Annotated in this window: 12 protein-coding genes and 1 pseudogene; 10 read left to right on the forward strand and 3 right to left on the reverse strand. The window is 58.0% G+C overall.

Going from position 1 to position 11679, the window contains the following annotated elements; all coding sequences use genetic code 11:
• Positions 1 to 1974 (reverse strand): condensation domain-containing protein (locus B347_RS25180; protein WP_019411177.1); only part of this gene is annotated, 1974 nt, incomplete at its 3' end.
• A 251-nt stretch (positions 1975 to 2225) separates the two neighbouring features.
• On the opposite strand from B347_RS25180, the gene B347_RS0118455 reads away from it, so the two are divergent.
• The 10 genes from B347_RS0118455 (at position 2226) to B347_RS0118500 (ending at position 10422) form a co-directional block, all read left to right on the forward strand.
• Entirely contained in the window at positions 2226 to 3176 is a 951-nt protein-coding gene (locus B347_RS0118455; protein WP_019411178.1) for a siderophore-interacting protein, read from the forward strand.
• Positions 3177 to 3242: 66 nt separating this feature from the next.
• Positions 3243 to 4058, forward strand: coding sequence for an isocitrate lyase/PEP mutase family protein (locus B347_RS0118460; RefSeq protein ID WP_019411179.1), 816 nt, complete (start codon positions 3243 to 3245; stop codon positions 4056 to 4058).
• A gap of 212 nt (positions 4059 to 4270) precedes the next feature.
• Positions 4271 to 5482, forward strand: a complete 1212-nt coding sequence (locus B347_RS0118465) for a PepSY-associated TM helix domain-containing protein (protein WP_019411180.1) — start codon at positions 4271 to 4273, stop codon at positions 5480 to 5482.
• Complete coding sequence (locus tag B347_RS0118470; protein ID WP_019411181.1) at positions 5479 to 6021, forward strand: hypothetical protein; 543 nt, start codon at positions 5479 to 5481, stop codon at positions 6019 to 6021. The genes B347_RS0118465 and B347_RS0118470 overlap by 4 nt, the downstream gene beginning before the upstream one ends.
• A 23-nt stretch (positions 6022 to 6044) precedes the next feature.
• Positions 6045 to 6353 (forward strand): hypothetical protein, encoded by a 309-nt coding sequence (locus B347_RS0118475; protein ID WP_192812393.1) that lies wholly within the window; start codon positions 6045 to 6047, stop codon positions 6351 to 6353.
• Complete coding sequence (locus B347_RS0118480) at positions 6350 to 6904, forward strand: DUF6162 family protein (protein ID WP_019411183.1); 555 nt, start codon at positions 6350 to 6352, stop codon at positions 6902 to 6904. Before B347_RS0118475 ends, B347_RS0118480 begins: the two co-directional genes overlap by 4 nt.
• A 34-nt stretch (positions 6905 to 6938) precedes the next feature.
• The gene (locus tag B347_RS0118485; protein ID WP_019411184.1) at positions 6939 to 7877 is read left to right on the forward strand and encodes a metal ABC transporter substrate-binding protein; all 939 of its coding nucleotides are present in this window, start codon (positions 6939 to 6941) and stop codon (positions 7875 to 7877) included.
• Positions 7874 to 8629 carry a metal ABC transporter ATP-binding protein gene (locus tag B347_RS0118490; protein WP_019411185.1) on the forward strand — a complete coding sequence of 252 codons (756 nt, stop codon included), beginning with the start codon at positions 7874 to 7876 and terminating at the stop codon, positions 8627 to 8629. The genes B347_RS0118485 and B347_RS0118490 overlap by 4 nt, the downstream gene beginning before the upstream one ends.
• Positions 8626 to 9525 carry a metal ABC transporter permease gene (locus B347_RS0118495; protein ID WP_019411186.1) on the forward strand — a complete coding sequence of 300 codons (900 nt, stop codon included), beginning with the start codon at positions 8626 to 8628 and terminating at the stop codon, positions 9523 to 9525. The genes B347_RS0118490 and B347_RS0118495 overlap by 4 nt, the downstream gene beginning before the upstream one ends.
• A complete protein-coding gene (locus tag B347_RS0118500; protein WP_019411187.1) occupies positions 9526 to 10422 on the forward strand; it encodes a metal ABC transporter solute-binding protein, Zn/Mn family in 897 nt (298 codons plus the stop codon).
• Between the two features lie 133 nt (positions 10423 to 10555).
• Here B347_RS0118500 and B347_RS0118505 read toward each other — a convergent pair whose 3' ends face one another.
• Positions 10556 to 11494, reverse strand: a complete 939-nt coding sequence (locus tag B347_RS0118505; protein WP_019411188.1) for a DUF6708 domain-containing protein — start codon at positions 11492 to 11494, stop codon at positions 10556 to 10558.
• Positions 11491 to 11679, reverse strand: a pseudogene (locus B347_RS26975) (hypothetical protein); the annotation flags it as partial. The pseudogene B347_RS26975 and the gene B347_RS0118505, both read right to left, overlap by 4 nt.

The raw sequence follows: 11679 nt of genomic DNA on the forward strand, positions 1-11679 counted from the left end.
GGAGCGAGCTTGTCTCGCGATCTTTTGATCGTTTAAAAGATCGCGAGGCAAGCTCGCTCCTACCGTAATGGGTTCCAGACACATCACCGGCAAACGCTCGGGCAGCGGCAGACCTGCCTGCACATGCGCCTGCGTTAGCAACAACTGAATGCCGCTGTCTTCGATCATGTAGCTCAAACGTTCGGCGGGGTATTCAGGGTCGAGCGGCACATAGGCGCCGCCCGCCTTTAGCGTCGCCAGCAGGCCAATCACCATCTCTAATGAGCGCTCGGCCGCGACCCCGACCAGCACATCCGGGCCCACGCCCTGCTCGCGCAGTCGATGGGCCAATTGGTTAGCGCGGGTATTGAGTTGCCTGTAGGTCATGGACTGCGCGTCAAACACCACGGCTGTGGCGTTGGGTGTGCGCTCGACCTGGGCTTCAATCAATTGCTGCAAACAGGTGTGGATCGGGTACTCAGCGTGGGTGCGGTTCCAGTCGTGTACTTGGGTCTGGACTTCACTGGCATCCAGCATCGGCAGCTCGCCAATGCGCCGCTCAGGGTTCTCGACCAAAGCCCGTAGCAGGTTGCTCCAGTGCCGCGCCATGCGGGTGATGGTTGCGCCATCAAACAGGTCATTGGCATAGGTCAGCGCGGCGTGCAGGCGGCCAGATTTTTCGTAGGTGTCCAGACTCAAGTCGAACTGGGTGGTGCGCCCTTCCCACTCGATCAGGCCTAATTGCAGGCCTGACGCGGTTTTCACCGCCTCAATGTCTGCGACGTTGGGCTGGTGGTTGTACATCACCTGAAACAGCGGGTTATGGCTAAGGTTGCGCTCAAGTTTCAGGGCTTCAACCAGTTGCTCGAACGGCAGCTCTTGATGCGCCTGTGCCCCGAGCGCGGTCTCTTTGATCGCGTCCAGCAGCTCGGCCACCGTGGTTTGCGCGCTCAGTTGTGTGCGCAACACCTGGGTGTTGACGAAAAAACCGATCAGGCCTTCGACTTCGCGGCGATTGCGATTGGCAATCGGCACCCCGACCCGCAGATCGTTTTGCCCGCTGTAGCGGTGCAACAGGATATTGAACGCGCCCAACAGCAGCATAAACAGCGTGACATTGTGCCGTTGCGCCAGGCTTCTTAGCTGCTCAACCAATTGCGGGGCGACCGCGAACTCATGGCGCGTGCCGCGATAACTGGGCATCGCTGGGCGCGGGTAATCGGTGGGCAACGCCATCACCGGGTGCTCGTCACCCAATTTGGCGTGCCAGTATTCCAGTTGCCGCGCGTGTTCCCCAGCTTCCAGCCAGCGACGTTGCCACAGTGCGTAGTCGCTGTACTGAATCGCCAGCGCGGGCAGTTGCGGTTGTTGGTTGCGCTCGAAGGCGTCATAGCTGCGGATAAATTCATCGATCAACACGTTCATCGACCAGCCGTCCGAGACGATGTGGTGCAAGGTCAGCAGCAACACATGATCAGCGGCGCCAAGCGTGAGCAGCTTGATGCGCAATAGCGGGCCAGTGGCCAGATCGAAAGGTTGCAGTGACTGCTGCTGCGCCTCGGCGGCCACCGCCTGTTCGCGATCGAGAGCGGGCAGCAGGGTCAAATCCACCTGCTCGACCGCCAGCGGTGTGGTGTGGCCGACTTGCTCAAGGCTGTCATCGGCGCTCTGGCGGAACACCGTGCGCAGGGTTTCGTGGCGCTGCACCACATGGGCAAACGCCTGCTGCAGTGCGTCAATGTTCAGGGTGCCGGTTAGGCGCACAGCGCCGGGCAAGTTATAAGCGCCGCTGTGCGGATCGAGTTGCCATAAAAACCACATGCGCCGTTGTGCGTAAGACAACGCCTGGCGGTCAGCCTGAGGCACATCGGCCGGAATCGGAAACTGTGAAAAGTCGATCCCTTCAGCACGCAGACCGTCGAGGAATAACCGACGCTTTTGGAGCGGTAATTCGATGAACCGGCGGGCAAGTTTGAGGGACTTCTCAGCATTCATCTGACTTCTTCCGTACACGTTGGCTAACGAGCGTTGGCTCGGCTATCCCTACGGAACGGATAAACCGGGGGGAAAATTAAGCACTGCGGTCTGTCAGTTAAACCTTGCATTTAGGCTTTACGATCGCTTCGCAATCGGACGTAGCCTCGCAGGCTCGGCAACTGCTACGAAATTAGCTGACTGCACACCTAAATTACCTATCCCACGCTTCGTTCTATCGGATGACTCCTGCTCATTGATGGGTACTGCTTATGTCTGCCACTGCCACGCTGGTTCAGAACCTGCGCAAACGACTCAGTAAACCAACCGGGTATCAACTGTTCGATATTCAACTCAAGCAACGCATTGCCTTGAGCCCTTCGTTGATGCGTTTTGTGTTCAGCGGCAAGGATGTGGCGCTGATGCGCACACTGGCACCCGATCAGCGGGTCAAGCTGTTCTTCCCCAGCGCCAACGGTGCCACGCCCAATTTGCCCAAATACGGCGATTGGCAAGCCGCCCGCCGCAACCTCGCCCCCGAACACACGCCGCCGATGCGCACGTACACCATTCGGGACTTGCGCCCCGACGTCGGCGAACTAGACATCGACTTTGTACTGCACGGAGAAACCGGTCCCGCCTCGCGCTGGGCAGTACGCGCCAACATCGGGGACCCGTTGCAGATCGTCGCCCCCAATGCGGCTTACCACGCAGACCCCGGCGGCTATGAATGGCTGCCGCCGCAAGGCATGCGCAACGTGCTGTTGATCGGCGACGAAACCGCCCTGCCAGCGATTGCCGGCATTCTTGAACAACTCGCCACTCACCCCGACAGCCCGCAGGTGCAGGCTTTTATCGAAGTCCCGGAAGAGTCAGATTGCTTGGCGTTGGTGTACGGCCTACATGCCAAAGTCCACTGGCTGCCGCGTGCCACCCTGCACAAACGGCATGGCGAAGGCATGATGCTTGCCGCGCGCGAACTAGCGAGCCTGCCGCCTATGCGCAGTCACGTCCGCAGTACCACCACACTTGAAGAGCTGGACCTGGACAGCCAGCGCCTGTGGGAACTGGCCAGCGCCAAGCAGAGCGAGTTCTACGCCTGGGTTGCTGGAGAGTCTGCGGCGGTGATGGATATTCGGCGGTTTTTCATCAATGAGTGCGGGATGGACCGCAAGGGGCTGACGTTGATGGGGTATTGGAAATTGGGGCGGTCACTGGAGTAGGCCTGCGACAACGCCATAGATTCCAGCTAGATTGAGAGCACCTCATCTATTGAAAGAAGCCATTCATTGAACTCACGCCAGCAATTCAAAGACCTGCACGCTCGCGACAGTCTGTTTGTCATGCCTAATGCGTGGTGTGAAGGCAGCGCACGGTTGATTCAGCACTTGGGGTATTCCAGCATCGGTACCACGAGCGCGGGTATCGCTTATGCCCAGGGCTTTCGAGACTCTTCGGCACAGATGGACAACGAAAGCAGGTTCGCCAGCATTGAGCGTATCGTTCGCGCGGTCGATATTGCGGTCAGTGCAGACCTTGAAAATGGCTTGGCGGACAGCCTTAAAGGCGTTGAGCACACCTTCAGACGCGCCGTTGACATCGGCTGTGCTGGCGCCTCTATCGAGGACATCGCCAACTATAAAGATGCGAACAAGCCCGTGTTCTATGGCCGAGATGAAGCCTGTGATCGGGTGCAGGCCGCTTGCGAGGCAGCTCATCGGCTTGATCGCAACTTCATTGTCACGGCCAGAACAGATTACCTGCTCGGCACAGATGACTACTCGTTGAGCGAGGTCATCACTCGCCTGCGTGCTTTTGAGCAAGCTGGCGCCGATTGCTTGTTTGCGCCGGGCCTGCGGTCGATTGAAGACGTGAGGACGGTTCAAAGCATGCTGACCAAGCCTTTGAATGTGCTGCCAGTGCCGGGCATGAGCATTGAGCAACTCAAGGCCGCAAGCGTGCGCCGGGTCAGCCTAGGCAGCGCTTTGTTTCGAGCCGCTTACGCACAGATTTCAACGGTGCTGCAAGGGCTTGAACAGCCGGATGGGCTGGATTTCATGCAGCACAACCTGAGTTTCGAGCACCTCAATGAGGTGATGCGCTGAGCATTACCGCGCAAGGGATAAGGCGTAAATTCTTGAGGGCGCTGCGCGTCTTTAAAGAACAATCCTGGCATTAAGACTGCCAACCCCTTCGAGGTAACATTTTTTTACAACTCAATCTTCGGGTTTTCGACATCTCATACGTCCTACATGGATAGCAATCGCATTCTCAATCGCGATTACACACCTGCTAAGCCGTGAGTCTGTCGTCCCCCATGTCCAAAAAATCCCGCTCCAAGCTCTGGTTCCTGGTCCACAGCTGGTTAACGCTGCCGATCTGGTTCTTCGTATTGATTGTCTGTGTCACCGGCACATTGGCTGTGGTCAGCCAGGAGATTGTGTGGCTGGCGACTCCTGAAGCCCGCGCCACGCAGCCGTCGGATGACGCTCCGTTGCTCACGTATGAGCAGGTGCTGACTGCCATTCACAAGGCCGAACCGGCGTTGGCGGTGCAGTCGATTAGCCGCCCGGACGAGTCGCACTTTGCCTTGGTCGCCAGCGTGGTGTACTCGGACGGTCGCTCGCCGTCGCTGTATATCAACCCCTACACCGGAGCCATTCAGGGTGAAAGCCCAAGCTTTAACTTTCAGCAATTTACCCGTGCCCTGCATGGCTGGTGGCTGGTGCCGTTCACCAATGGCTACAGCTGGGGTTGGTACTTGGTGTCATTTCTCGGGCTGCCATTGCTGGGCTCGTTGATTACCGGGCTGGTGGTCTACAAGAAATTCTGGAAAGGCTTCTTTAAACCCAACCTGCGCTTTAACCACGGCGCGCGGATTTTTTGGGGCGACTTCCATCGTTTGTGCGGGGTGTGGTCGATCTGGTTTATCGCGGTGATTTCCATCACGGGTCTGTGGTTTTTGATTCAGGCCTTTATGTTCGATAACCAGATTTCAATCTCGACCACGGGTAACCCGCCTGTGGTAGCCCGCGCGGATGTACCGATCATGCCGGACGGCACTCCGGCACCGCAGATTAGCCTCGATCAGGCGGTGAAAATTGCCGCCGAGAAAATCCCCGGGCTTGAAGCCAGCTTTGTCAGCCTGCCGAGCAATGCTTACGGGCACATCGAAGTGGGCGGGCCGGGCTGGTACCCGCTGCTGTTCCAGACCGCTGATATCAACCCGTACAACGGCGTCATTGAAGGTTCCCGAATGATTGCCGATCGCTCGGGGCTGGAGTTGGTGACCGAATCCATGCGGCCGCTGCACACCGGTGATTTTGGCGGGCTGTGGGTCAAGCTGATCTGGTTTTTCTTCGGCCTGGTACTGAGCATGATGGTGCTGAGCGGCTTGCTGATCTGGACCAAACGCACCGCGCTGGCCACGGCCAACGCCCTTAAACGCAGCAATAAGCCTGCCCGTGTGCCAGTCAACACCCAGACCGTCACGGCGCGCAGCACTCAGCCCGAGGAGGCCAATGTATGAGTAAGGCAGCGGCAGTACAGCCTTCTTCCGCACTGGGTCGCTGGTGGCTCAAATGGCGTTTTCACATCAATATTTTGCTGTTGCTGGTGCCGCTGGCGTTTATGCCCAAGTACTTTGCCGATGCGTCGCTTTTTCGCGGCGACAGCGGCCTGGGCGAGCGTGAAATCGGCACGGTGCAAGTCGGCCCATGGAGCCTGCAACTGGCTGAGCTGCGCAACGAAGCCCCGCGCCCCGACGGCCCGGCAGGCTACATGAAGAGCTTTAACGCGGCGCTGTGCAAGACCTGCATCGATGAGGTCAAGGCCACTTATTTACGCATCGGCAAACCCCGCAGCTTGCGCGCCGCCGGGGTGATTTTCTTCGGCACCCCCTACCGTATGGGCGCCACGCTGCCGATCCCGGAACGTACCAAAGCCGATGCCGAGCTGTGGATCACCCTTGAAGGGTGGGACGGCTCGATGCATCAGGCATCCATTCCCCTGAGCGAAGCGTCACCGGCAACCATCGCCTGGCTGGCTCAACAAGGAGGCAAACGATGAGTTCGCGCCTATTCAAACACCCTATGCGCCTTGCAATCACCGTGGTCTTGTTGGGCTTTGGCGGGCAAGCCATGGCCCACAACCCAATGTGTGAGTGCAAAGAAATCGAAGACGGACAGATCCGTTGCACCGGCGGGTTCTCTGATGGCAGCGGCGCACCCGGCGTGACGCTTGATGTGATCGGCTACGACGAAACCATTTTGGTGCCAGGCAAGCTAGGGGCGGATTCAACCCTGACGTTCAACCGCCCTGCTGCTGAGTTTTACGTGTTGTTTGACGCAGGCCCCGGCCACATCGTTGAAATCGACCAAGCCGACATCGAGGCCCCATGAGTACTCAAGTCGTGCGCCCGGCCGGAGCCGGGCATGAAACCCTGTATGTGCTGCTGTTGTGCCTGCTGATTCTGTGCGTGGCAGGCTCGGTGGTGGCTTGGCGTCATGAGTCGCAAGAAACCACCTCGGTTGCGGCCCACCAACTGGATGCACGGCGCGACTTGAATGCCGCCGAGCAAGGCATTTATGCCGATTTGCGGGTCACGCTCGACGAGATCCAACTGCTGCGCGAAGAGACCAGCGCCCTGCCCCAGCCCGAGCAGTTGGCCGAAGAGGGCTTTGCGCCCTTTGCCAGCGACGCCAGTTCGGTCAGCCGTGGCAACCATGTGTGGCAGTTATTGGGCGAACAGGCGTACGTGGGCGTGAGCCCAAAGCCTGAGGTAGCGGGCTCTTTTTTAATGCGCATCAGCGCGCAGCCCGATGTATGGCTCAACCGCAACAGCCCTGTCAGCGCTCCTACCGACTTTAGCGATGCTGCGCTGAATCAAGCCGGTTGGCAGCAAGTGATCGCGCAATTCGATGCTGGGGTGACTCGCCAGCATCGGCACTGAACCCACCGCTTTACCTGAGAGAAGACTGCTCGCCATGTCCATTTCATCTGTTTTGCGCCGTCGCACCTTGCTGCTGGCAGGTCTGTTGGCTGTTTGCCTTTCGCCACTGGCGCAGGCTGACACCCCGGCCCCACTGGCCAAGCCGTTGCGCATTGGCATCACCCTGCATCCGTATTACAGCTACGTGGCCAATATTGTTGGCGACAAGGCCGAGGTCGTGCCGCTGATTCCGGCAGGCTTTAACCCGCATGCCTACGAACCACGCGCTGAAGACATCAAGCGCATCGGCACCCTGGATGTGATCGTCCTCAATGGGGTCGGTCATGATGATTTCGCCGACAAGATGATCGAAGCCAGTGAAAAGCCGAACGTCCCGGTGATCGAAGCTAATGAAAACGTGCCCCTGCTGGCCGCCACCGGCACCGCCGCGCGTGGCGCAGGCAAGGTGGTCAACCCGCACACCTTTTTGTCGATCAGCGCCTCGATTGCCCAGGTCAATAACATCGCCCGCGAGCTGGGCAAACTCGACCCGGTCAACGCCAAAACCTACACCGCCAATGCCCGCGCCTACGGCAAGCGTCTGCGCCAGATGCGCGCCGATGCCCTGGCCAAACTGACTCAGGCACCCAACCCCGACCTGCGCGTGGCCACGGTACACGCGGCCTATGACTATTTGCTGCGGGAATTCGGCCTCGAAGTCACCGCCGTGGTGGAACCTGCGCACGGTATTGAGCCCAGCCCTAGCCAGTTGAAAAAAACCATCGACCAACTGCGCGCATTGGATGTGAAAGTGATCTTCTCGGAGATGGACTTCCCGTCCACTTACGTTGACACCATCCAGCGCGAGTCCGGGGTCAAGCTGTACCCGCTCTCGCACATTTCATATGGCGACTACACCGCCGACAAGTACGAAAAAGAAATGACCAACAACCTCAACACAGTGGTCAGGGCCATTCAGGAGTCGGGAGCATGACGGCGGCAGAACACATCGTCGTGCGGGCAACCGGGCCCGGTGTCGAGTTTGATCAGGTGTCGCTGACCCTGGGCCGCACCGCCATTCTGGACCGCGTCAGTTTTAGCATTCGAGCAGGCAGTGTGCATGCGCTGGTCGGCCCCAATGGCGGCGGCAAAAGTTCGCTGATCAAAACCTTGCTCGGGCAAATGCCGCATCAAGGCCAATTACGCCTCAACTGGGCCAGCGAGCCAGGGCTGATCGGTTATGTGCCGCAAGCCCTGGAATTTGACCGGGGCTTACCCATGACCGTGGACGATTTTATGGCCGCCATGTGCCAGCGGCGCCCGGCCTTTATGGGCCTGTCGCGCAAGGTCGCTGGGCAGATTGGCGAAGCGCTAGAACGGGTGGGCATGCAAGACAAACGCAAACGGCGCATGGGCGCGTTGTCGGGCGGTGAACGCCAGCGTGTGCTGTTGGCCCAAGGGCTGATCCCGGCCCCGCAATTGCTGGTGCTGGATGAACCCATGTCTGCGCTGGACGAAGCCGGTGCGCAGGTGTTTGAACGCCTGCTCAATGAATGGCGTCAAGACGGGGTCACGGTGGTCTGGATCGAGCACGATCTAGCGGCCGTTAAACGCTTGGCCGAGCGAGTGACCGGGCTCAATCGGCAGATTCTGTTTGATGGCCCGCCTGAACAAACCCTTAGCCCGGAACGCTTACTGACGCTGTTTTCGACCCATCCCAAAGCCACCGGGAGCACCCAGCCATGAGCTATGAAGCCTTCCGTTTGATGGTTCAGGGCTGGGCCACGGCCGGGTATCTGCCCGAAGTGCTGGCCTACGGTTTTGTGGTCAACGCGCTGCTGGCAGGCCTGCTGATCGGCCCGGTATTGGGCGGGCTCGGTACCTTAGTGGTGGTCAAACGTTTCGCGTTCTTTTCCGAAGCAGTGGGTCACGCAGCCCTGACGGGCGTGGCCATCGGCATTTTACTTGGTGAACCCTACACCGGGCCGTATGGCAGCCTGTTCGGTTATTGCCTGCTGTTCGGGATTTCGCTTAATTACCTGCGCAATCGCACCGGTTTGGCGCCCGATACCCTGATCGGCGTCTTCCTCTCAGTGTCGCTTGCCTTGGGTGCCAGCCTGTTGCTGGTACTGGCGGGCAAGATCAACGTGCACATTCTTGAAAACGTACTGTTCGGCTCCGTATTGACCGTCAATGGCAACGATTTGCTAGTGCTGGCGATTGTCGGCGCACTGGTGCTGGGCCTCAGCTTGCCGCTGTACAACCGCATCATGCTCGCCAGCTTCAACCCGCAACTGGCCGCCGTACGCGGCGTGGCAGTGAAAACACTGGACTACCTGTTTGTGATTCTGGTGACACTGATCACCGTCGCGGCGGTCAAGGTGATTGGCGCCATTCTGGTCGGCGCACTGCTGGTGATCCCGGCGGCGGCGGCGCGTTTGCTGAGCCAGTCGCTAAAGGGCTTTTTCTGGATTTCGGTGCTAATCGCCACGATTAGCACCCTGTGCGGGATCTTGCTGCCCATCGTCTTCGACCTACCGATTCCGTCCGGCGCCGCGATCATACTGGTAGCCGGTATCGCCTTCGCCCTGGCCGCCATTGCCCGTGGTGTGGTGCCTAGCCTGAAAGGGAATATTGGATAAATGCTCACTCTGCGCACACTGACCCTGGCAATTGCCATCACTGGCCTGCTCAGCACCCCGCTGCTGGCGGCCACTCCCAACACACAGCCGGTGCGCATTCTCGCCAGCTTGCCGATCACCTACGGCTTGAGCGATTTACTGCTCAAAGACACTGGCGTGACCCTGGAACGCGCTGCCGCCGCCAACCTGCCCGGCAGCCGACAAAGTGCCTACTTCAGCGGACGCGGCGCCCCGGCGCTGCAAAAACTGGCCGAAAACGCCGATGCGGTGGTAGGTGTGCGCTCGCTGTGGAGCGACGACCCGCTGTACCCGATGGCGCGGCGCAGCAACATTCGCATTGTTGAAGTCGACGCAGCACGCCCCGTGGACGGCAGCTTGCCGGGCATTGCCGTGCAACCCGGCGTACACAGTGACGGCCTGAACAGCCAACCGTGGCTGGCCAGCAACAACATGGGGCGCATGGCCGACGTGATCGCAGCAGACCTGGTGCGCTTGGCACCGGCGGCAAAACCGAAGATTGAAGCCAACCTGGCCTCGCTGAAACAGCGCCTGCTCAAACTCAGCGCCGACAGCGAAGCACAGCTGGCCAAGGCCGATAACGTGAGCGTGGTGAGTGTCTCGGATCGACTCGACTACTTGATCAGCGGATTAAACCTGGAACGGCTAGACGTGGCGCACAAAGGCGACGAGCCCTGGACACCAGACGCCTTGAAAGCCCTGACGCAAACACTCAAAGACAATGATGTAGCGCTGGTGCTGGACCATCGCGAACCCTCGCCAGAATTGAAAGCCGCCATTACTGAAGGCGGCAGCCAACTCGTGGTAGTGAATGCTGAAGGTGCGGATCCGGTAGCTGACTTGCAGAGCACGATAGATGCGATTGTCAAAGCTCTGTAAGCGCGCAACTCTCAACTGAATGTGGGGGTTGTGGAGCACTTGTATTCAAGCTGGCTGAGTCATTTTTACAGCGGGTTTTAGATAAGGCGGCTATCGAGAGATAACCGCCTTTTTTGTGAGCGTGGAGTTGAGGTTAATGTGCGCCGGCTGCCAGTTCCGCTTCGCGGGCGGCGATAGCGAGTTCAAGCTCTGGGGAGCGTTTGGCCCATTGCTCGGGTGGGAGGGGTTTTGACCACTCGATGATGTCGGGGTGATCGAGGGTGGGCGGTGGGGATAGTTTCCAGGTTTGGAGCATAATTGCGACTGGAGCACCAAAAAAAACTATACCTATCAATAACCACGCTGCTTTTAAAAAATCACCGTCGCGTAAGTGCTGCCAAATACCATCAGCGCATACGCAACAAATCCCCCACACAATTCCTCGCCCTTTCAGATTGTCACGACCGCCTTCAAAATCGTTGCTTTGAGGTAATACATGCGGGCCGATTTCCATATAACTTCGCATGCACTCCCACAATGACATTGCGGTTTCATTCCCCCCGCAGTTAAAACCCCAATACAAGTGTTTATTGTCGTCATCTGCATGAGGGTCTGGATTATCGAAGCTTATAAACAACATGCCCGAAGTATTTCGACCCCCTTGACTGACTGACGAACTCTGAGCTGCAGCAGCAGTGACCGTTTCCCATGGCACAATCCAATACTCGCCATTTTCACGGGGAACACAGACTTCGCGGCGTTGGCGGTTAAAGCGGATGGGTAAGGGTACTGGGCGGTAGAGCATATGAATGAACATCAAAAGAGGTATAACCATGATGCAAGCGCCCAATAGAAAATTACTTATATCATCAGTAATGTAGGCAATAGACATAAACATAACAATCATAGGCCACAAAATCATCATGGCGGATCCAATATTATAACTACCAACATCAATAAAAATTTCGTTCTTACGCCAGATTGTATTTAGAACATCGACTGGTTTCTCTCCAGTTGGAATTGGAAGCGGCGCTAGATAATCTTGCTGCGAAAATACACCCTTCTTGCTGGTACCTGCAGCTGGAACACTCATCGTTTGATTCCAGGCTGTAAGAAAATTGAACATTCTTGACCGCCCAATGGATAGCGCTGTGTATTGTCCAACTCTGGTGTTGGGTCACTGCGCAAGGCCATCACTCCCGTGGCAGCACTCAATGTAAATGCAACACCTCGCTCGCCACCCACAAAGTTGAGGGCGCCAAGCATTAAAGTCAAAGG

Source organism: Pseudomonas psychrophila HA-4 (genome assembly GCF_000282975.1).
GTDB classification, from domain to species: domain Bacteria; phylum Pseudomonadota; class Gammaproteobacteria; order Pseudomonadales; family Pseudomonadaceae; genus Aquipseudomonas; species Aquipseudomonas psychrophila_A.

Excerpts from the sequence above, each read along its gene's own strand:
- B347_RS0118455 (WP_019411178.1), top strand. The coding sequence starts at position 2,226 with ATGTCTGCCACTGCCACGCTGGTTCAGAACCTGCGCAAACGACTCAGT.
- B347_RS0118465 (WP_019411180.1), top strand. The coding sequence starts at position 4,271 with ATGTCCAAAAAATCCCGCTCCAAGCTCTGGTTCCTGGTCCACAGCTGG.
- B347_RS0118500 (WP_019411187.1), top strand. The coding sequence starts at position 9,526 with ATGCTCACTCTGCGCACACTGACCCTGGCAATTGCCATCACTGGCCTG.
- B347_RS0118505 (WP_019411188.1), bottom strand. The coding sequence starts at position 11,494 with ATGAGTGTTCCAGCTGCAGGTACCAGCAAGAAGGGTGTATTTTCGCAG.
- B347_RS0118475 (WP_192812393.1), top strand. The coding sequence starts at position 6,045 with ATGCGCCTTGCAATCACCGTGGTCTTGTTGGGCTTTGGCGGGCAAGCC.
- B347_RS0118485 (WP_019411184.1), top strand. The coding sequence starts at position 6,939 with ATGTCCATTTCATCTGTTTTGCGCCGTCGCACCTTGCTGCTGGCAGGT.
- B347_RS0118480 (WP_019411183.1), top strand. The coding sequence starts at position 6,350 with ATGAGTACTCAAGTCGTGCGCCCGGCCGGAGCCGGGCATGAAACCCTG.
- B347_RS0118490 (WP_019411185.1), top strand. The coding sequence starts at position 7,874 with ATGACGGCGGCAGAACACATCGTCGTGCGGGCAACCGGGCCCGGTGTC.
- B347_RS0118470 (WP_019411181.1), top strand. The coding sequence starts at position 5,479 with ATGAGTAAGGCAGCGGCAGTACAGCCTTCTTCCGCACTGGGTCGCTGG.
- B347_RS0118495 (WP_019411186.1), top strand. The coding sequence starts at position 8,626 with ATGAGCTATGAAGCCTTCCGTTTGATGGTTCAGGGCTGGGCCACGGCC.